18 protein-coding genes are annotated in these 20,685 nt (G+C 67.3%); 12 read left to right on the top strand and 6 right to left on the bottom strand.

The annotated features are described in order from the left end of the window. Positions 1-28 precede the first annotated feature (28 nt). Both INQ42_RS08375 and INQ42_RS08370 read left to right on the top strand, forming a co-directional pair. Positions 29-1,099 carry a Gfo/Idh/MocA family protein gene (locus INQ42_RS08375; RefSeq protein ID WP_194033876.1) on the top strand — a complete coding sequence of 357 codons (1,071 nt, stop codon included), beginning with the start codon at positions 29-31 and terminating at the stop codon, positions 1,097-1,099. Further along, entirely contained in the window at positions 1,096-2,103 is a 1,008-nt protein-coding gene (locus tag INQ42_RS08370) for an NAD-dependent epimerase/dehydratase family protein (protein WP_194033875.1), read from the top strand. Before INQ42_RS08375 ends, INQ42_RS08370 begins: the two co-directional genes overlap by 4 nt. Here the strand turns inward: INQ42_RS08370 and INQ42_RS08365 are convergent. Further along, positions 2,100-3,272, bottom strand: a complete 1,173-nt coding sequence (locus INQ42_RS08365) for a glycosyltransferase (protein WP_194033874.1) — start codon at positions 3,270-3,272, stop codon at positions 2,100-2,102. The two genes, INQ42_RS08370 and INQ42_RS08365, sit on opposite strands and share 4 nt — an antisense overlap. 169 nt (positions 3,273-3,441) lie before the next feature. On the opposite strand from INQ42_RS08365, the gene INQ42_RS08360 reads away from it, so the two are divergent. The 10 genes from INQ42_RS08360 to INQ42_RS08315 all read left to right on the top strand — a co-directional run bounded on the left by INQ42_RS08360 (position 3,442) and on the right by INQ42_RS08315 (position 15,423). Beyond that, positions 3,442-5,010: a lipopolysaccharide biosynthesis protein gene (locus INQ42_RS08360; protein WP_228064321.1), complete on the top strand. Its 1,569-nt coding sequence runs from the start codon at positions 3,442-3,444 to the stop codon at positions 5,008-5,010. 12 nt (positions 5,011-5,022) lie between these two features. After that, positions 5,023-6,141, top strand: a complete 1,119-nt coding sequence (locus INQ42_RS08355) for a glycosyltransferase family 2 protein (protein ID WP_194033872.1) — start codon at positions 5,023-5,025, stop codon at positions 6,139-6,141. Between the two features lie 64 nt (positions 6,142-6,205). Next, entirely contained in the window at positions 6,206-7,477 is a 1,272-nt protein-coding gene (locus tag INQ42_RS08350) for an O-antigen ligase family protein (RefSeq protein WP_194033871.1), read from the top strand. Then, positions 7,474-8,730 carry a glycosyltransferase gene (locus tag INQ42_RS08345; RefSeq protein WP_194033870.1) on the top strand — a complete coding sequence of 419 codons (1,257 nt, stop codon included), beginning with the start codon at positions 7,474-7,476 and terminating at the stop codon, positions 8,728-8,730. The genes INQ42_RS08350 and INQ42_RS08345 overlap by 4 nt, the downstream gene beginning before the upstream one ends. Before the next feature lie 77 nt (positions 8,731-8,807). Next, positions 8,808-9,086 (top strand): acyl carrier protein, encoded by a 279-nt coding sequence (locus tag INQ42_RS08340; RefSeq protein ID WP_228064320.1) that lies wholly within the window; start codon positions 8,808-8,810, stop codon positions 9,084-9,086. After that, complete coding sequence (locus tag INQ42_RS08335) at positions 9,083-10,627, top strand: class I adenylate-forming enzyme family protein (protein WP_194033869.1); 1,545 nt, start codon at positions 9,083-9,085, stop codon at positions 10,625-10,627. The genes INQ42_RS08340 and INQ42_RS08335 overlap by 4 nt, the downstream gene beginning before the upstream one ends. Beyond that, positions 10,624-11,646: an NAD(+) synthase gene (gene nadE, locus INQ42_RS08330; RefSeq protein ID WP_194033868.1), complete on the top strand. Its 1,023-nt coding sequence runs from the start codon at positions 10,624-10,626 to the stop codon at positions 11,644-11,646. The genes INQ42_RS08335 and nadE overlap by 4 nt, the downstream gene beginning before the upstream one ends. 41 nt (positions 11,647-11,687) lie before the next feature. Next, positions 11,688-12,929, top strand: a complete 1,242-nt coding sequence (locus tag INQ42_RS08325) for a GNAT family N-acetyltransferase (protein ID WP_194033867.1) — start codon at positions 11,688-11,690, stop codon at positions 12,927-12,929. Further along, complete coding sequence (locus INQ42_RS08320; RefSeq protein ID WP_228062455.1) at positions 12,926-14,191, top strand: glycosyltransferase family 4 protein; 1,266 nt, start codon at positions 12,926-12,928, stop codon at positions 14,189-14,191. The genes INQ42_RS08325 and INQ42_RS08320 overlap by 4 nt, the downstream gene beginning before the upstream one ends. Beyond that, entirely contained in the window at positions 14,188-15,423 is a 1,236-nt protein-coding gene (locus tag INQ42_RS08315) for a pyridoxal-dependent decarboxylase, exosortase A system-associated (RefSeq protein ID WP_194033866.1), read from the top strand. The genes INQ42_RS08320 and INQ42_RS08315 overlap by 4 nt, the downstream gene beginning before the upstream one ends. A gap of 63 nt (positions 15,424-15,486) precedes the next feature. Here INQ42_RS08315 and INQ42_RS08310 read toward each other — a convergent pair whose 3' ends face one another. The 5 genes from INQ42_RS08310 to INQ42_RS08290 all read right to left on the bottom strand — a co-directional run bounded on the left by INQ42_RS08310 (position 15,487) and on the right by INQ42_RS08290 (position 20,674). Then, entirely contained in the window at positions 15,487-16,311 is an 825-nt protein-coding gene (locus tag INQ42_RS08310) for an acyltransferase (RefSeq protein WP_194033865.1), read from the bottom strand. Positions 16,312-16,359: 48 nt separating this feature from the next. Then, complete coding sequence (locus INQ42_RS08305) at positions 16,360-17,643, bottom strand: outer membrane beta-barrel protein (RefSeq protein WP_194033864.1); 1,284 nt, start codon at positions 17,641-17,643, stop codon at positions 16,360-16,362. Between the two features lie 52 nt (positions 17,644-17,695). Next, positions 17,696-18,346, bottom strand: coding sequence for a P-loop NTPase family protein (locus INQ42_RS08300; protein ID WP_194033863.1), 651 nt, complete (start codon positions 18,344-18,346; stop codon positions 17,696-17,698). Between the two features lie 124 nt (positions 18,347-18,470). After that, complete coding sequence (locus tag INQ42_RS08295; protein WP_194033862.1) at positions 18,471-20,054, bottom strand: XrtA system polysaccharide chain length determinant; 1,584 nt, start codon at positions 20,052-20,054, stop codon at positions 18,471-18,473. Further along, the gene (locus INQ42_RS08290) at positions 20,054-20,674 is read right to left on the bottom strand and encodes an XrtA/PEP-CTERM system exopolysaccharide export protein (protein ID WP_194033861.1); all 621 of its coding nucleotides are present in this window, start codon (positions 20,672-20,674) and stop codon (positions 20,054-20,056) included. The genes INQ42_RS08295 and INQ42_RS08290 overlap by 1 nt, the downstream gene beginning before the upstream one ends. Positions 20,675-20,685 lie beyond the last annotated feature (11 nt).

Raw genomic sequence — 20,685 nt, 5'->3', positions numbered from 1 at the left:
CGGGAAGCAACGCAAGGGGGTTGTCCGCATGAGGGTGGGGATCGTCGGCTGCGGCAAGATTGCCGACGGCCACGCAGAACAGCTGCAGACCGTCGCCCGGGCGCAGTTGGTCGCGGCGTGCGACCGCGAGCCGCTGATGGTGGAGCAGTTCGCACACCGCTGGCCGGGCGTTGCGCGTCATACCGACTTCGCCGCGATGGTCCGCGAGGAACGGCTGGACGTGGTCCACCTGGCCACGCCGCCGGACTCCCACGTCGCGCTGGCCTGTGCCGCACTGGAGATGGGCTGCCACGTCTTCGTGGAAAAGCCCTTCGCACCGGATGCGAAGGGTGCCGCCCGGATTCTTGAGGCAGCGCGCGTCACCGGCAAGCGGGTCAGCGTTAACTATCTGTACAACTTCGAGTCGCCCGCGCTGGGTCTTCGTGACCTGCTCGACGCGGGGACGCTCGGCAGCATCGTCCACCTGGAGACCGCGCTCGGCTACAACCTCGCCGGTGACTACGGGATGGCGGTGATGTCGGATCCGATGCACTGGGTCCATCGACTGCCCGGCAAACTTTTCCACAATGTGCTCGACCATGTGCTGGCCAAGCTGGTGGTCCACTTCGATGACGATTTCACGGTGCAGGCGATCGGTCTGCGACGACGACCGGCGAGCGGCAACGAGGCCATCGACGCGATGCCCGACGAGTTGCGCTTCATGCTGCGCGGCGGCAACGGCGTGACCGCGTGCGGCATGGTCAGCTCGCATGCGCGCCCCGTCGCCCACACGCTCAAGGTGTATGGCAGCCGCGACACCGTGGAGCTGGACTACGCGTGCCGGACCCTGGTGCGCGCGGCCCGCCAGAGCCAGCCCAGCGCGCTTGGCCGCTTGTTTCCGCCGTGGGTGCAGGCGTCGCGCTTTGGCAGCAACGCGCTTCGCAACGTGGCCGCGTTCGGGCGTTACGAGTCCCACTACTTCCAGTGCATGCGGGTGTTGCTTGAGCAATTCTACGCGGCCATCGAAGACAACGCCGCGGATCCGGTGCCGCACGAGGAGATCCTGCGGGTGGCCAGGATGATCGATGCCATCGTCGTGGCGCTGGAGGTGCGCGCATGAAGGTCCTGCTGACGGGAGCGGGCGGGTTTCTTGGCCGACACCTGGCGCGGAGCCTGCTTGCGGAGGATGTCGCGGTTCTCAGGCTCCACTTCCGCCACTCCGCGCCGGAGGAGTTTGTCGCGGGGTTGCGGCAATCGCATCCCGACGCGTGCATCGAAGTGGTGCTGGGCAACCTGCTTTATGCCCCCGACGCCGCCGGACTTGTTGCGGACGTGGATTGCGTGGTGCATGCGGCGGCGGGGATGCGCGGCAGCCCGGCCGACATGTTTGCCAATACCGTGGTCGGCACGCGCAACCTCCTGGACGCGGCGGGTGCGGCCGGAGTGGGGCGGATCGTCCTGGTCAGCTCCTTCTCGGTCTATCGCACCGAGCCGCTGCCCGATAATGCGCTGCACGACGAGTCGGTGGACGTCGAAGCGGTGGGGATCGACAAGGGCCCCTACGCGTACGCGAAGACGCGCCAGGAGCACCTGCTGGAGGAGTACCGCGAACGTTTTGGCTTCCAGACCGTGGTCGTGCGACCCGGGGTCATCTACGGGCCCGGTGGCGGCGCGCTGTCATCGCGCGTCGGCATCCGTGCGCTGGGACTGTTCTTCAACCTGGGGCGCAAGGCGACCCTGCCACTGACCTACGTGGAGAACTGTGCCGACGCGATCGCGCGGGCGGCCGCGTCCGGTGTCGATGGCCGCGCCTACAACGTGGTCGATGACGAGCTGCCCAGCTGCAGTGCCTACCTGCGCGCGTATCAGGACACGGTGGAGCGGATGCGGGTATTGCCGGTTCCTTACTGGCTGTTCCTGCTCGGCTCCAGGCTGCTGGTGCGCTACAACAAGGCATCCATGGGGCAGTTGCCGGCGGTGTTCACGCCCTACGTGGTCCGCTCGATGTACCGCGACTTCCGCTATCCCAACGCCGCGCTCAAGCGTCTGGGCTGGCAGCCGCGCGTCACCACCGATGAAGGCCTGCAGCGCACTTTCGGCTATTTCGCGCAGCGCATGGACTAGGCGCCGGCCGCGGCGTAGAAGCGGTCGTGGCTGCGACGCATCGCCTCGATCGAGGCGTTGGCGCGGACCCACTCCCTTGCCGCACTGCCCATGCGTGCGCGCAACGCGGCATCCTTGAGCAATGCTTCCAGCGCGTTGCGGGTCGCCTCGCGGTCATCGGGCGGCACCAGCACGCCGGTACATCCGTCGGTGACGATTTCCGGGTTGCCGCCGACCGCGGTTGCCACGATCGGCAGCCCGGCGGCGCAGGCTTCCAGCAGGGCAATCGACAGGCCCTCGGTCAGCGATGGAAGCGCGAATACATCCAGCGCAGGCAGCAAGCGGGCGACATCATCGCGGGCGCCGAGGAAGTGCACCCGCCCGCGGATTGACAGCGAGTCCGCCAGCGCTTCGAGTTCCGCGCGCAAGGGGCCGTCGCCGAGCAACACCAGCTCGACACTCGGGCAGGCTGCGGCCAAAGCCGGCATCAACTCCAGCAGCACGCGCTGGTGCTTGAGCGCGACCAGCCGGCCGACCGAGCCGATCAGCATCGCTTCGGGCGCCAGACCAAGGGTCGCGCGCGCTGCCAGGCGTGCCTCTGCGCCGCCCTCGAACCGCCGGATGGGGATGCCATTGAGGACGACCTCGGCGCGATCCGCGCCCACCAGGCCGGAGCCCACCAAATGTTCCTGGACCTGGGCTCCCACCATGGCCACCCGCGTGGTCCGCGCCAGCGACAGGCGGTACAGCCAGCGCAGGCGCGTGTTGGACAGTCGCGATCCCATGTTGTGGCAGGTGTTGACCAGTACGCGGCGCCGGCCGGAAGGCCAGGCCAAGGCGAGGGCGGCGTAGTAGTTGGGTACGAAGTTGTGAGCGTGGACGATGCCCGCGTCGCGATCGATCACCGCGCGACGCAGCGTGCGCATCACACCGGTGTCGAAGGAACGCCGCTTGCCGCCGACCACCACCGCCACGCCGGCCGCCTCCAACTCGGCCGCGAAGCTTCCGCTGCCGGTGATGCTGAACACGGCGACCCGATGTCCGCAGCGGGCCTGCTCGATCGCCAGGTCGGTGACGACACGCTCCAGCCCGCCCGTTTCCAGGCAGTCGACGACGTGGACGATGCCGCTCTTCCACGGGCTGGCAACGTCGCGGACGTCTTCTGCGGTCCGGCAGGCATCACTGTTCAATCCGCACTCCACCCGTTGGGGACGCGGTTAGGCCAAAGCCGCCGCGTGCATAAAGAAGCAAACGGCCCGCGGCGGAGTTTCCGGCCTCCTGCTCACGCTACCGCCTGGCCGACGGAGCTGGTGCTATGCGTTTGCCCCAGTAGCCTCCGCCAGATTGCGATGGAACCCTGTGGCGTCCCGACCGATCAACCACCAGTTCAGCGGTATCGCTGCCATCCGCGGCGCCATGATGGTGATGGGTTCGACCTATGTGACCTACGCGCTCGGATTGCTGGCCAGCATCATCGTGGCGCGGTCGCTGGGGCCGGATGATTTCGGGCGCTACTCCTACGTCGTCTGGTTGGCGGGCTTGTTGATCATGGTCGGCAACAACGGCCTGAACGCAACGACCATCCGCTTCATCTCCGAGAGCCTCGGACGGCAGTCGCCCGAATCGGCGCGCGCCGTGCATGGTTGGGCGCGGCGCAGGCAGTACGCTTGCCTGGCGGTGGTGGCGCTTGCGTTCGCGGCGCTGGTCCCTTTTGTCATGCCGGCCGGCTGGGAAGGCCGTGCCCGGGTCTTTGTCGCGCTGACACTGGCGGCCGCGATTCCCAAAGCGCTCTTCATGTTCGATGCCTCCGTCGGCAAGGGCTACGGGCGCTATGGCGTGGAGGCCGCCACGGCCGTGGTGATGAGCGCGGCCAACATCATCGCCGTGCTGGTGCTGATGCGCATCGGGGCCGGGCTGGTTGCCTACATGGCCTTGTTCGCCGCGACCAGCACGGGCTATGCGGTGTCGTCGCGGCTGCTGCTGCGCGCCGGTGGTCTCTCTCCCTCGCGTGAGCGCCTGGATCCCGCCATCCTCGTCCGCCTGCGGCCTCACCTGTTCTGGACGGTGATCCTCACCGTTGCCTACGCGTTCAACAACAAGTCGATCGAGACATGGCTGCTCAATGACCTGGTGGGCGCCGCCGCCGTCGGCTACTTCGCCATTGCCGGGGCGCTGACCAAGGGCGGCATCGAGATGCTGTCGGCCGGGCTGTCCACGGTATTGATGCCGATGATGGCGCACGCGTTTGGCGAGGGGCGCGACCAGCGAGCCGGCGGGATCATGGCCAGCGCAATGCGCTATTACTCGTTCATCGGCCTGCTGCTCGGCGGCATCGGTGTGCTGGTCGCGGCCCCGGCAATCCACCTGCTCTATGGCGATGACTTTGCGCCGGTGATCCTGCCGTTCCAGATCATGATCGCGATTTCCGGGCTGACGCTGGCGGACTCGGCTCTGAACGCCCTGCTTTCCACCACCGACAACCAGCGCGTGCGGGTGATCTTCATCGTCATATCGCTGGCCATCACCGCTGCGCTGGCGTTTGCGTTGGTCCCCCGATACGGATTGATGGGGGCCGTGGCGGCGCACACCGGATCGCGCCTGATCGTCTTCATCGCGATTGCCAGCGGCATCTCGCGAATGATGGGGATGCGATTGCCGCTGCGTGAACTGGGCCGGCTGCTGGCCGCCGCCTTCGTCGCGAGCGCCGTCGCTGCCGTGCTGATGGCCACCGTGCCGGGGCAGTCGACCGGTTGGGTCGCAGCGGTCGTCTACGCGCTGGTGTTTGCCGGATCCAGCCTGGCTTTCGGTGCATGGCGTGCAACCGATGCGAGGCAGCTGCTCACGTTCCTTGCGCAGTACCCGCGCGTGCACGAGCGCTGGGCCGGGCCCATCCAGCGCTGGGCGGAACGACGCCCGGAGGGGAATTAGGGAAGTGCGCGCATGAGCATCATCTTCTGGGGCTGCGCGGCGCTGGTCGCGTTTACCTATGCAGGCTACCCGGTGTGGGTGCGCGCGTGGGCGGCGCTCCGACCACAACCGGTCGCACGCGCCGATATCACGCCGACCGTCACGGCGATCCTCTGTGTGCATGACGGCGAAGCGCAGGTCGGCGCGAAGTTGAACAACCTGCTGGCGCTGGCCTACCCGGAGGCGCTGCTGGACGTCGTGGTGGTGTGCGACGGCTGTAGCGACCGGTCTGCGGAGGTGTGCCGGGCAGTACGCTCCTCGCGGGTGCGGGTGCTGGAGTTCGCCCATCGTCGCGGCAAGGCAGCCTGCCTCAACGACGCGGTATCGGCGGCCACCGGCGACATCCTGCTGATGGTGGACGTGCGCCAGCGCGTGGAAGAAAAATCACTGGGCGCGCTGGTGGCGTGCCTGGCCGACCCGGCGGTCGGCGCCGTGGGCGGCGAGTTGCGTTTCGAGCATCCCGAGACCGGGTTTGCCGCCAGCGTGGACGCCTATTGGCGTTACGAGAAAGCGATCCGGCAGGCGGAGAGCCGGAGCGGGTCGGTCGTTGGCGTCAGCGGAGCGCTGTATGCGATGCGCAGGAAGCTGTTCGTTCCCCTGCCCGCGGGCACGGTGCTGGACGATGTGCTGGTGCCCATGCAGGTGGTCCGCGCGCACAGGCGCGTGGTGTTCGAGCCGGGTGCGCGGGCGTGGGACCATGCGTCCGCCTCGGCCGGAGACGAGCGCGTGCGCAAGGTGCGCACGCTCGCCGGCAACCTGCAGCTGGTGCAGCTCGCACCGTGGCTGGTCAACCCGCTGCACAACCCGATCTGGTTCCGCTTCCTGTGCCACAAGCTGCTGCGACTGGTCGCGCCGTGGGCGATGGTGCTGATGGTGCTGGCCGCGCTGGTCCTGGCCGCAGACCATCGCTTTTACCGGGCCTGCCTGGCCGCCGCGGGTCTGGTCGTGCTGGTGGTCGCGGCGGCGCCGGCCTTGCCACGGCTCGCCGCGTTTTGGCCCGTACGAATGCTGGTCGCGTTCGTGCATATGAACCTGTACTCGGCGCAGGCGACGGTGGCCTTCGTGCGCCGGCGGACGCTGCACCTGTGGTGACCGCCGTCACGCGCGGTTCGCGTTGTCAGTGGTTGTCGAGCGTTGGGGGAGGCGCCGGACGTTGATGCCGTTCGTCTTCATCGTGATCTACCTGGTCCTGGTCCTGGTGCGGCCGCAGGAGTATCCGCAGTGGGCGCAGGCCGGCATTCCGTTTCTGCCGATCGCGCTGATCACAGCGCTGGTGGCGTGGTTGCCGTCCCGGCACAAGCGTTTCGACGAACCCCAATACCTTCTCCTGGCGCTGTTCCTGCTGGTCACCAGCCTGTCGATTGCCGTGAACGGCTGGAGCGGCGGCGCACTGGAGCACTTCAACGTGTTTGCACCGACCCTTGTCGCGTTCGTGCTGCTGGCCAACACCGCGCTGACCCGACAGCGGGTGGTTTTCGTCATCGGCGTGTTCACCGCCTGTGCGGTCCTGCTGGCGATCCACGGGATCAAGCAGTCCGCGACCGGGCTGGGCTGGACCGGCATGCCGCTGATCGACGACGGGCGGATCCAGTACCTGGGCATCTTCAGCGATCCCAATGACCTGGGGATGCTGTTCGTGATCTGCGTGCCAATGGCGCTTTACCTGAGCAGTCGCGGTGGCCTTCTCGGGCTGCGTCGCCTGGTCTGGCTGGCGGCAGCCGGCGTACTGATGTACGGGATCCTGCTGACCAACTCGCGTGGATCCTTGCTGGCCCTGGTGGTGATGAGCGGCGCCTATCTCTGGCAGCGACGCGGCCCGGTTACCGCTGGGGTAATGGCCGCCATATGCCTCACGTTGCTCAAACTCCTGCCGTCGCGCCTGGACCAGCTCGACGTGCAGGAACGTTCCGCCACGGGCCGCGTGGAAGCCTGGTACGAAGGCATGCAGATGTTCATCGCCCACCCGGTGATGGGTGTTGGCACGGACCGGTTCACCGAATTCAACGAGCTCACCGCACACAATTCCCTGATCCTGGTGCTGGCCGAGAACGGTTTCATCGGCTTCTTCCTGTGGTTTTCCTTCATGGGTTACTGCTTCTGGATGATGGCCCGGCTGCTTCGCCACGCGCCGGAATTGTCCGACGATGACGACGTCATCGAGTGGCGACGCGATCGAGCGATCGCGATGACACTGCTGGTGTCGCTGGTCGGCTATGCCGCGACCGCGTTCTTCCTCAGCCGCAGCTACGTGATGCTGCCGTACCTGCTGAGTGCCGTGGTGGTGGCGCACTTCACCGCGGTGCGCGAGCGTTTCCCGGACGTGGTGCCGTTCAACCTTGGCCAGGACCTGCTGCGCTGGCTGGTACTGGCGTGCGCAGCGGTCGTGGCGTTCTACCTGCTGCTGAAAGTGCTGCTGGCGATGTCATGAACGGGGTCGGCCTTTCCCCTGACACGGTATTGTCGCCACGGCCGCCGGCGCCCGATGATGTCGAGGGCGGCACGCCGCTGCGCATCGCCCTGGTGACCCCGATACTGCCGGTGCCGTATGACAGGACGCGCGGCCGCTACATCCACGAGACCGCCCGCGCGCTCAGCGGCCTGACGACGGTGCGGGTGTTTCTGCCCCAAGTGCGCTACCTGCGCCTCCCGGGCCTGGCGCCGCGCAGCTTCCTGCACGGTGAGGTCGGCCCCGACTACCGCCTGGATGGCATCGACCTTGAGCCCTACACCTACCCGGGCATCCCCGGCGTATCGCGGGCCACCAACGGCATGGTCGGCGCCCGTGCCCTGACCCCGCGCCTGCGCGCGTTCCGGCCTGACCTGGTCCTTGCGTACTGGATCTATCCCGATGGCTACGCTGCGCTGCGCGCATCGCGGCGGCTGGGAGTTCCGTGCATCGTGGGTGCGCGGGGCTCGGACATCCACGTGCGGTCGGGCATCAACGCCTACCTCACGCGCAAGGTCCTCGCCGGCGCCGATCAGGTCCTGACAGTCAGCGAGGCGATGCGGGCTGCCGCGATCACCACCTTTGGTGCACACCCGGTCAAGGTGCGCACGATCGTCAACGGCATCGACACCGCCGTCTTCCACCCGCGCGAGCGTGGCGCGATGCGCGCGCAACTGGGAGTCGATCCGGAAGCGCGGCTGGTTGTCTATGTCGGGCGCTTCGTCGAATCCAAGGGCCTGATCGAGCTGCTGCAGGCATTCGCCGCCATCGCCTCGCGCGATCCGCGCGCGCGCCTGGCCCTGGTCGGCGATGGCGTGATGCGCGGCCAGCTCCCGGCGCTGCTGCGCGCCCATGGCATCGAGTCACGCGTGCACCTTCCCGGCGGGATGGAGCCGACCGGCGTCGCGGAGTGGATTGGCGCGTCCGATGTGCTGACCTTGCCCAGCTGGTCGGAGGGCTATCCCAACGTGGTGGTCGAGGCGATCGCGTGCGGCTGCCCCGTCGTGGTCAGTGACGTGGGCGGGGCAGGCGAGATCGTGCGCAAAGACAACGGGTTGCTCGTGCCGCCGCGCGACCCCGCTGCCCTTGAGCGCGCCCTGGCGCAAGCGCTGGTTGCCGACTGGGACCGCACCGCAATGGCCGCCTCGATGCGTCGCGGCTGGCACGACGTGGCCGTCGACACCCTTGACGCATGCAGGCAGGTGTTGGCCAACGCCAGACCGGCTGGTCGCTAGCCAGGGCGCTCCACCTCCCGTATGCGCGGGAGCTCCCGTCCGCTTGTCGCCGGTGTTGCCGTTGTAATGGGTATCTGATGCTGGGGCGCGATGAAGCGATGGAATTCAAGAAGACGATCAAGCCTTTCATTCTCGGCAATTACCTGTTCACCGAGGACGCCGGGGCATTGGCCGATGACGCGTCGCTGATCCGCGGCGGCGTCGTTGATTCCACGGGGATACTGGAGCTTGTCGAGTTCCTGGAAACCACTTACGGCATACGCGTTGAAGCCGCAGAGATGATCCCGGGCAATTTCGACTCGATCGACATGATCAGTGCGTTCCTGGCGCGAAAAATGGCAGCGTGCGTGGCATGACGAAATCCCTGGCCTCACGGCTCCTCGCCACTGCACGACGCCACCCGCGCATGGTCGCGGTCGTCGATGGCGATCGCCGGATCGACTACACCGGACTGGCAGCCAGGGTGAAGGGATTTGCCGGTTTCCTGCACGCGCAGGGTCTCGGCGCCGGCGAGCGCATCGCCATCGCCCTTCCCAACAGTCTTGAAGCCGTGGTGGCCTGCTACGGCAGTTGGCTGGCCGGGTGCGTGGCAGTGCCGCTGAATGCGCAGGCCCGGGGGCGGGAGCTGGGCGCCTGGCTGGAGCACGCGGGGGCGAAGCTGCTGGTCCATGAGGTCGGCAACGCTGAGGTGGAGGCGGGTCTCGCCCAGGCGCGCGTCGCGCCGCAACGGGTGGTCGTCGGCGACGGCGCGGGCGACGCCGGGCTACCCCCCGGAGGCACCCATTGGCAGGGTGCGATCGGGTCCGCGCCGGTCGCGTCTGTGGCGCACATCTTCCAGCCCGTGGCGACCATCCTTTACACCTCCGGCACTACCGGTGCGCCCAAGGGCGTCACCCTGACCCACGCCAACGTGGTGGCCAATGCCGACGCCATCATCGAATACCTGGAGTTGACGCAAGCGGACAGCGCACTGTCGATGCTGCCGTTCTACTACTCCTACGGCGCCTCGGTCCTGCACACGCATCTGGCCGTTGGTGGCCGCCTGGTGCTGCAGCCCAACCTCGTGTTTCCGGATGTGGTCGTAGACGTCATGGCTCGTGAGCGGGTCACCGGCTTCCCCGGGGTGGCATCGATGTTTTCCCTGCTGCTGGACCGGGTGTCGCTGGCCGACCATGACCTCTCGGCGATGCGTTACATGACCCAGGCCGGTGGCGCGATGGCGCCCGGCCTCATCAAGCGATTGCGCAATGCCATTCCCCACGCGCGGCTGTTCGTCATGTACGGGCAGACTGAAGCGACCGCGCGCCTGGCGTGGCTGCCACCGGAGCGCCTGGATGAAAAGTCCGGCTCGGCGGGGAAGGCGATCCGCGGGGTAAGGATCGAGGTGCGCGACGACGCAGGTAGCCCCCTCGCCGCAGGGTCGCCGGGTGAGGTATGGGTGCATGGTCCCAATGTCATGGCCGGGTATTGGAACGACCCGATGGCCACCGCACTGGTCATGCGCGATGGCTGGCTCCGCACCGGCGATATGGGCCATCTCGATGGCGAGGGCTATCTCTACCTGGACGGGCGGCGCAGCGACATGATCAAGACTGGCGCCCATCGCGTGCACCCCCTGGACGTGGAAGAGGTGCTGTTTGAGTTGCCAGGCGTGCTCGATGCCGCCGTCGTGGGCGTGGATGAGCCGACCCTGGGGCAGGTGGTGAAGGTATTCATCGTGGCCGCCGGCAACCAGCCGCTGGACGCGGACCTCGTGCGAGCCCATTGCCGCAGTCGCCTGGCCACCTACAAGGTTCCCCGCCATGTGGAGTTCCTGGCGAGCTTGCCACGCACGGCGTCAGGCAAGGTCCGCCGCGTCCTGCTGACCGAGCCGGACGCGGCGCGGGAGTGGCAATGAAAGCCCTGGATTTCGATGTGCTCGAACTCGACCTGGAGCGCGAGGCGGACCGCATCGCCAGTCACGTGCGTGATTCCACGGCGCGCGTGTTGCACAAGCGCGGACTGGTGGTGGCGATCTCCGGCGGCATCGACTCCTCGTGCTGCGCCGCGTTGGCGGTCCGTGCGCTGGGACCTGACCGGGTCTTCGCCTTGATCCTGCCGGAACGCGACTCCAACGATGACAGCGCACTTCGGGCCGGGATACTCGCCACGCACCTGGGCATCCGCAGCCTCACAATCGATATCGCGCCGGCGCTGGAGGCGATCGGGTGTTATTCCGAGCGCGACGCCGCGGTCCGCCGTGCGCTGCCCGCGTTCACCGACGACTGGCGCTTCAAGATCGTGATCGACGGCGGCACGGAAGGGCGCGTCAATGTTTTCAAGCTGGTCGCCGAGTCACCGGAGGGGGAGGTGCACGAACGCACGCTCGGCCTGTCCGACTACCTGCAGATCGTTGCCGCAACCAACTTCAAGCAGCGGATCCGCAAGACCCTGGAGTACTACCACGCCGACCGGCTCAACTACGCCGTGGTCGGCACGCCCAACCATCTGGAATACGACCAGGGTTTCTTCGTCAAGAACGGCGACGGCTCGGCGGACATCAAGCCCATCGCGCACCTGTACAAGTCCCAGGTCTACGCAATGGCACGGCACCTGGGCCTGCCCGAGCGGGTTTGCAACGTGGTGCCCACGACCGACACCTACAGCCTCGCCCAGGGCCAGGACGAGTTCTACTTTGCCTTGCCTTACCGGCAGATGGATCTTGCGTTGTGGGCTCGGGACCACGGCTGTCCGGCCACCCGGCTGGCCGAGGCGCTGGGTATCGATCGCGAGCGCGCGGAGGCGATCTACGCCGACATCGACAACAAGCGCCGCACCACGCGTTACCTGCACGAGCCGCCGATCCTGGTGGCCAACGCGTGGCAAGTGCCCGCGGTGAGGGAAGACAGGGTTGCGGAGCAAGGACATGCCCATTGAATGTCCAGCGAGCCCGCCGACTCGCCTGACCATCGATCTGCATGGATAAGCCGAATGACCCGGGCATGCAGATGTTGACCACCAGCCGGGCCTTGCCCGTCGCGATGCCGTGCACCAAACCCGAGTCGGCGATACGCGCAGAGGTGGTGGCGGTCGACGCCTACCCCGGTCTCGCAGTGGACTGGATCCGCCTGGAGTCCCGATCGGACGCCTCGCCGTTCACATCATGGTCGTGGGTATCGACCTGGCTGGCGTTGCTGCCAGCCAATTGCCGCCCGCTGGTATTCCGCGCACGCGACGAGTCCGGTGTGTTTGCCCTGAGCCTGCTGTTGAAGGCGTCCGAGCGGGGGGTTGGCAGGCTGTTTGGCAGCCACTCGTTGCTGCTGCAGGAAACCGGGGAGCCCGCCGTTGACCAGGTCACCATCGAGTACGCCGGCCTGCTGGTGCGCACGGGCGCGGAAACCGCCGGCTACAAGGCAATGTTTGACGCGATCCGGCGTTTGGGCGCGGGCTGGCGGCGGCTGCGGATCAGCGCCACCGCCCACGCCGATGCGATCGCATCGGCATTGCCTCCCACCCTTGACGCGGCAAGTGTGGACGCGCGCCCGTCCTATTTCGTCGACCTGGCGGCGCTGCGGGCGGCCGGCCGCAGCTATCACGACGGCCTGGGCGCCAACATCCGCGGGTCGCTCAACCAGGCCCGGCGCGGGTACGGTGCCCATGGCGAGTTGCGGGCGGAGGTCGCCGGCGACGCCTCCACGGCGCTGGCGTGGCTGGAGGAAATGGCTGCGCTGCACACCCGCTACTGGAACAGCAAGGGCAAGCCGGGGTCATTCTCGAGCGCGTTCTTCTGCCGGTTCCACCGGTCATTGGTTGGCGCCGGCACGGCCACGGGTTTCACCCGGATGACGCGGGTCAGCGCCGGTCCGCTCACGGTCGGCTACATCTACAACCTGGCGTGGCGCGACCGCATCTATTACTACAACAGCGGGCTGAACTACGGCGCGCTGCCCAGGCACGACCGACCCGGTCTTGCCGCGTTGCACACGACGATCGAGCAGGCGCTGATGGAGGGATGGAGCCAGTTCGACTTTCTGGCGGGTGCCCAGGAGTACAAGCGGCGCCTGTCCAACGACGCCCGCCGGCTGCACTGGATCGACATACGCAGGCGTGGTGCGCGGATGTCGGGCGAACGACTGTTGTCAAGGATGCTGGGCAAAAACACGTTCGGCGTACCGCTGGCGAGTGCGCTCGCCGCCGATGCCGTGCAGGCACACAAATGAACCCGGCGACCCCCGCCGAACTGCACATTGTCCAGAAGGAGATGACCATGCCCGACGGTGACATCCGCCCGCGCGTGCGCAACGTGCTCTATCACCACCGCACCCAGGGCAAGGCGGTGGAGGGCGTGCACATCCGCGGCATCACCGATGCGCTGCGCGCCGAAGGCGTGGATGTCGACATCATTTCCCTGCCCGGCGCGGATCCATACTCGTCACCCAAGGCCATGTCGCCGACCCGCCAGGTGAAGCCGTGGATGGGCGCGGTCACCCGCCTGCCCGAGCCCTTGTTCGAGGTGGTGGAGCTCGCCTACAACCTTGTGGCGGGCTGGCGCCTGCGGGCGTGGCTGCGGCGCAACCCGGGCGTGGACTTCATCTACGAGCGCTATTCGCTTTTCATGTTCGAGTCGATCCGGATCGCCCGCAAACGTGGTATCCCGATCATCCTGGAGGTCAACGATTCGGCGACCGTGGAGCGGGTCCGGCCGCTGTTCTTCCAGAAGCTGGCGATGGCGATCGAAGGCTGGGTGCTGCGCAACGCGTCGGGACTGGTGTTCGTGTCGGGCGTGTTCCGCGACCGCGCGCAGGCGGCGCACGGGGCGATCGCCCCGGCCATCGTGACCCCGAACGCGGCCAACATCGACAAGTTCACCTTTACTCCTGCCCAGCGCGATGAGGTGCGTGCGCGACTCGGGCTGGACGGGCACGTGGTGTGTGGGTACCTGGGCGCGTTCGTGCCATGGCACGCCATCGACGCGTTCGTGCATCGCATCGCCGACCGGCTCGCCGAGGCGCCGCACCTGAAGCTGTTGCTGGTCGGCGACGGCGCCACCTATCCCGCGCTGAAGGAATTCGTCGATGCCCACGCGCTCGCTTCGCAGGTGGTGCTGACCGGCCGGGTGCCGCACGACGAGGTCCCCGGACTGCTCGCAGCGATGGACATGGCGATCCTGCCCAGCGCCGGCGATTACACCTCGCCGGTCAAGCTGTTCGAGTTCATGGCGTGCGGCATCCCGCCGGTGGCTCCGGACTTCGAGCCGATACGTGAGGTGCTGGTCGAGGACCAGACCGGGTGGATGTTCGAGGCAGGCGATCTCGACGCCGCCGTCGAGCGCGTCGTTGTCCACAGCAACGATGTCGACGGATTGGCGCGCGTGGGCGCGAATGCCCGCGCCTACGTCGCGGCCAACCGGCAGTGGCAACACAACATCTCCGATCTGCTGGATTTCCACACGGCCCTGGCAGGAAAGGCGCTGGCGTCATGACGGTGGCCGGTGCGAAATACAATCCGGCGGACCAGTGGCCACGCGACAGCGACGGCGAGTTGCTGCTGGCCGGCGAGCAGCCGCTGTCGCGGGTGGTCAGCGCCGTCGGCGGCACGCCGTGTTACCTCTATGACCGCGCTGCATTGCGCGAGCGGGCATCCGCCCTGCGCGCGCGGCTGCCGGCACGGGTCCACCTGCACTACGCGATGAAGGCCAATCCGATGCCGGCACTGGTCTGCCATATGGCGGGCCTGGTCGATGGCATCGACGTGGCATCCGCCGGCGAGTTGCGGGTCGCGCTGGATTCGGGAATGAGCGCGCAGCACATCAGCTTTGCCGGGCCCGGCAAGTCCGAAGGCGAACTCGGGCAGGCCAGCGCGGCAGGCATCCTGGTCAATATCGAGTCATTCCGTGAGGTCGCGATCCTGGCCCGCGCCAGCGAGAACCACGGGCGACCGGCGCGGGTTGCGGTGCGGGTCAACCTGCCGTTCGAGTTGAAGGCCTCCGGAATGAAAATGAGCGGCGGGGCGCGCCCGTTCGGCGTCGATGCGGAGCGGGTGCCCGAGTTGCTCGGCGAGATCACCGCCGCCGGCCTGGCCTTCGAGGGCTTCCACATGTTCGCGGGCTCGCAGAACCTGCGCCAGGCCGCCATCGTCGAGGCACAGACCCGCAGCTACGAGCTGAGCCTGGAGTGGCAGGATCTGCTGCCGGCCCCGGTGCGAAGCTTGAACCTGGGCGGCGGCTTCGGCATTCCCTACACGGTCGGCGAGTCGCCGCTGGAGCTGGCTCCGGTGATAGACAACCTCGCAGCCCTGGCCGAGCGCGCGCACACCGACATGCCGGGTGCGCATCTGGTCATCGAGCTGGGTCGGTACCTGGTGGGAGAGGCGGGGCTCTACGTGACCCGCGTGCTTGACCGCAAGCTTTCCCGCGGCCAGGTGTTCCTCGTCGTCGACGGCGGCATGCACCACCATCTCGCGGCATCGGGCAATTTCGGCCAGGTACTTCGCAGGAATTACCCGGTCGCGATCAATGCCCGCACCGGCGCGCGCGAGGTCGCCAGCGTGGTGGGACCGCTGTGCACCCCACTGGACCTGCTGGCCGACCGGATAGACCTTGCGGCTGCGCAGGTGGGCGATCTGGTGGTGGTGTTCCAGTCCGGCGCGTACGGTCGCAGCGCAAGTCCGCGCGGGTTCCTCGGCCATCCCGACGTGGTGGAAGCGCTGGTCTGACGGGTCGGCAGAGAAAGGGCAGGCGACGGGCACCGCAGCACCGCGCAGGCGACGGCTCGCGCGCTACGTGGGTTGCACCGACGACGGGTAGCGGGCCGCCGGGGCCGCCGGAGCCGCTGCGCCCGCGGCTGGGGTCCTGGCGGCGGATCGCGCAGGCACCAGATGCTCACGTCCCGCCGGCGGCGTCAGCATGCCGATCCGCCGCGCCGGATTGCCGGCGACCACGGTGTACGGATGGATCACGCCGGACACCACGGAGTGCGCCGAGACGATGCTGCCTTCCCCGATCTCGGTGCCTGGCATTACCAGCACGCCGGTGCCGATCCAGACGTTGTCGTGGATCACCACCGGTTTGACGTCGGCAAGTCCGGGGGCAGCGCCCGCCTGGCGCTGGCCCGGATCGACCGGGTGACCGCCGGAGTCGCGGAAGGTGACGCCGCCGGCCACCTGCACATGCGAGCCCAGGCGGATCTCCCGTCCGACCACGAAGCGGACGTCGTGCGACAGGTCCGTGTGGTCGCCAATAACCAGCCGCGGCCGAGCCACGAAGCTGGCGGCAAAGTGGATGCCCAACTTGCCGCTGACGTGGACGTGGTCGCCCACCAGCAGCTCGCCGCTGCCATGCACCCACGGCACGAATATCCCCGTGGTTACGCCCTTGCCGAACCGCGTGCAATAGGCCTTGAACAGCGGCTCGGCGACCAGTACCCGGCGCAGGAAAAACACGCTCCCGCGCAGCGCCAGGAACAGCCAGAGGTACGGCAGCAGCACGACGCGTGGGGCGGGCAGGGTGAAACCGCGACCGCGTTGGCGCAGCCCGCGGAGCATTGCTGCCGCAGGGTGTTCGGACTTGCGGGCCCAGTGGCGAAGCGAGGCAAGCGATTTCATCGTGTTCAATCCTGCTGCTGCTTTGTTTTGGGACAGCGGCCGCGTCTACTACCGGTTGCGATAGATCACCCGCAGGTACCAGATGTTCTGTTTGGCTTCCGCGGTCGCGACCTCACTGCTGCGCTCATAACGGTAGTAGGTCAGCGCGGTGCTCCAGTGCCGCGACCACCGCTTGTCCAGCCCCAGGCTCAGGTGGCGGGTGTCGTCGGTGCGGGCGATCTGCCGGTACTGCACCCGTTCGAAATTGAGGTAGGAGGAAAAGGTCAGCAACGGGCGCAGCCGATAGTCGAAGCCGACGGTCACACCGCGGTTCTTTTCGTCGTCGTTGAGCGGGTCGGGATAGTCGATCGTCTGCACGTAGGGCTCGACCATGAATGTCGCCCGGTCGCCGTGGTAGTCATAGGCCAGGGACACGCGTTGTTCCTCATACACGGCTGCGGTGATCGTCTGGCCGTCGATCAGGACGCGCTCCGGGATCGAGGTCGCGCCAACGTCACTTATGGCCGCGTAGGCGGCGTCGGCAAACTGGTTGGCGGCAAACAGGGTCAAACGGCTGCGCTGGCTCGGACGCCACGCCAGTCGCCCGCGCAGCAGCGGGTTTGAGCGATCGCCGGTTTCCTTGTAATCCAGATGCGAGTAGCCGAGATCGACGCCGAGGTCGAAGTTCGGGAAGGTCCGGTCGTAGCGGACGTACAGGTCGTTGCGCTTGTAATCCAGCGAGGTCAGGTCGTCGTCGAAGTCGACGTCCTGGGTCTGCACGTTGAACGAAAAGGCGCTGGAAGGGCCTAGATCCTTGATGGCACGCAGTGCCACCCCCCAGCGCTGGGAGTTGAACTGCGGGGTGACCTCGGCGTAGGTGTCGATGTAGCGCGCTTCCAGCTGCCCGCGCAGGGTCGGGCCGACGTTGAAGAACAGGTTGGGACCCAATGACAGGATGTTGATCTGCTGCCGGTTGTCGGGTGAGTCAGGCGAGAACCGATCGATCGCCTCGGTTTGCAGGCGGTCGTCCACGGTGAAGCTGAGCCGGTCCGGGAGCATCACCCAATTCAGCCGTCCATCAAGTACGCCCTCGACCGTGTTGTCGTAGATGCTGTCCTGGAACACGCGGTAATCCACGCGGCCGTTGACGCTGGCCTGGATCGTCGAGGTTGTTTCCGTGGCGCGGAAGCCGATGCCCGTGCGCCAGATCAACTGGTCGATCGGGTCCACCGGATCCAGTCGCACGTTGTCGTCGTGTTCAACGCCCGCGTCGATGGCGTAATCGACCCGGGCCGCATCGGTGTTGCCGGACATCGCTGCCAGCAGGGCCGTCGTGATCGCGGGAATACGCATCCTGCTGCGGACGCTGTTGCCTCGTGGCAGCGGAACCGTCGGCCCGGAGTCGTCAGGGCAGGTCATTGAAGACAACCCCGGCGAGCTTCTCGGGCTCGAAGTTCGCGGCCGCCTCGTCGATGTTCTTCATCGTTACCTTGCCGTATCCGGCAACCAGCACGACCAGGTCGGCAAGCTCGGAGAGGATGCGTGCGTCGGGAGAGTTCAACACCGACGGACCGTCCAGGATGAGGTAGCGATCCGGATTGCTCCCGCGCAGCGAGTCGATCATGGTCCGGGCGCGGGGGGAGGTGAAGTACTCGCCGGAGATCTCATGCCGACCGCCGTTGGGGATCAGGTGCACGCGCGGGATGCCTGTCGGGTATTGGATCTGCTGCAGCCCGCTACTGCTGTCACGCAGGTAGTCCATCAGCCCGCCGTTGACGGGATCAACGCCCATGGCCGTGTGCTGGCTGGGATGGAGGGCGTCGCAATCCACCAGCAGTGCCGTCTTGATCTCGTCGAACGCGAAGGCGAGTGCAAGGTTGCGCGCGACGAAACTGCCGCCACTGCCGTGCCCGACCGGTACCACCAGGGTCACGAAGTTCTGCTTGCCGCCCAGCGTGAGCAAGCGGGTCCGCAGATCCCGGAAGGCATCCGCCTGGACGCGCGCGGAGTCCTGGCGGTGGATGAGCCTGCGGTCTTCCAGCGACCTGGGGGTCAACGGCGCGAGCTCCCGGGGGTGGCGGAGCGAACGCGCGTGGTCGTCATCCCCCCGCGGGGCTGAAGCAAGCTCCTGGGGACGTTTCACGGGCGGTTCCGGAGTGTCGATAAGGTTCATCACGGTCTCATGCGTGGGTCATCTTCAGCGCGTAGGTGGCGACGTAGGCGAGTACCACGACCAGGATCATGGTCACGCTGCCCAGCTTCCCGTAGAGGTCATGGCGACGCTCCCGGGGTGTCGCGTACGCGGGGATGGCGGTCAAGAGTGGATAGCGGCCCTGCGCCTCGATCAGTCGCGCGGAACGTATCCGCGGGTCAAAGCGCGCCAGCAGGAAGACCAGCGCCATCGGCAGCACGATCGCCAGCAGCAGCCCACCTGCGGCGATGTGCATCAGGCGCATGCCGGAGGGCCGAAGCGGCATGATCGCCGGGTCCTGGATCTTCAGGGTCAGGCCGCGGTTGGCCTCGTCCAGGCCCATCGAGACGCGTGCGTTTTCGCGGCGTCGCAGCAGGTCCTGGTAGATCTCCCGGTTCACCTCGTAGTCGCGGGTAAGCTCCGCTAGTGCGCCCTCGGAGGCGGCGATGCGCCGGCTGCGGTCCAGCTCTTCGGCCAGCATCGATTGCGCTGCGCCCAGGCGGGAGCCGGCCGCCGCGCCCTCACGTCGGGCCAGCGCCAGCTGGCTGCGAAGCTCGCGGTAGAGCGGGTTGGACTGGGCCTCGGCGGACTCGATACCCGGCAGCGGCGGGTCAACCCGTGTTTGCGCGCGCGCCAGGTTCTGCTGGATGTCCTGCATCTGCAGCGTCACCCGGACCACGTCGGGATGCTGCTCGGTGAAGCTCAGCATCAGCCGGTCGCGCTCGGCCTGCAGCTCCATGTACTGGCTGCTCAAGAGGTTCTGGCGTGTCTGCGTGCGCGACACCGCCGACTCGCCCGACAGTTGTGAGCTGAGCGACGCACCCAGCGACTGCTGCTCCTGCATGGTCATGCGGGTCTGTTCGACCTGGTTGCGCAGCGACACGATCCGGGCATTGACGTCGGTCGCGCTGCCAGGTTGCGCGTCGACGTTCTCGGATCGGTATTGCTGCAGGTTGTTCTCTGCGCTGGTGAGTTTGGCGTGGTAGGCCTGGACCTGGCTGTCGATGAACTCGTAGGCATCGCGGCTCTCGCGCGCCTTTGTCGCCAGCGCCTCGGAAATGAGCATCGATCCAAACGCCTCGGTGACATCGAATGCCCGCTGCGGGTCGCGATCCTGGTAGGTGATCTGCACCAGGTCCGGACGCGGGCTGTCGATCAGGGTGCGCTTGCGGATGTCCTCCATCAGGCGCTCCTGTTCGACCGGGTCCGGGTGCGCCTGTTTCCAGTGGCCGACATCGAGTATCTGTTCCAGGATCTTGCGGCTGAAGAGGATCTGGCGCGCCATGCCGGCGCGGTCGGCCACGCCGGTGGATACGGCCCGTCCCTCCAGCAACGGCTCGATGATGTCGCTTTCCTTGGCCAGGATGGTCACCGAGGCGGAGTAGTTCCGGGGAATCACGAACACCCCGACCAGCAGGGTCAGCAGGGCAACGGCTGCGAAGATGGAGACCAGGGGCACGAGGCGCCTGCGCGCCTCCTTGAGCAGGATCGGTATCAGCTCCTGCGGGGTGAGGTCGCGGGGCTTGCCAGGGACCGACGGGCCGCCGGGGCCGGGGAGTGCGCGCGTGGTCATCAGAAGGTCCGTTCCGGAACAGTGATGATGTCGCCGGGGGCCACCCGGTAGTTGGTCGTCAAATCGCCATGGTTGAGGATGCGGTCCAGGTTCACCGCGTGCGCCGAGCTGGAATCGTCACCGTTCCTGCGGTACAGGTCGGCGCGGTCTGCGGCCGCAAACTCGGTGGTTCCGCCTGCGGCCAGCACGGCGTCCAACACCGTCATGCCCTGACGGTAGGGAATCGAGACCGGCTGGCGGACCGCGCCTGTAACCCGCACCCGCGAAAGATATTCGTGGCTGCGCAACTCGGTCAGGATCACCGCGACCTGCGGCGTGCGTACGAAGTCGGCGAGCTTCTGCTGGATGTCCGCCGCCACCGCCGCCGACGTGCGACCACCGGCGACGACGTCCCCCACCAGCGGCACCGAGATCTTGCCGTCCGGTCGCACGGGCGCGGTAACGCCGAGCTCCGGGTTGCGCCACACCGTGACCTGGACCATGTCGTCCACCCCGATCAGGTAGTCGTCGACGGCGGCCTGGGTGCGCTCCGGCGGCGGAGTGAGGCTGCCGCTGCCGGAGGCGCAGGCGGATATGACGGCCACCAGCAGCAGTACCGCAACGTGCCGAACGATTTTCATGTGAGTTTCCA

It is taken from the genome of Lysobacter avium (assembly GCF_015209745.1).
GTDB classification, from domain to species: Bacteria; Pseudomonadota; Gammaproteobacteria; order Xanthomonadales; family Xanthomonadaceae; genus Novilysobacter; species Novilysobacter avium.
Note: the sequence above shows the minus strand (reverse complement) of the source record. Positions and strands in the feature narration are given on the sequence as shown.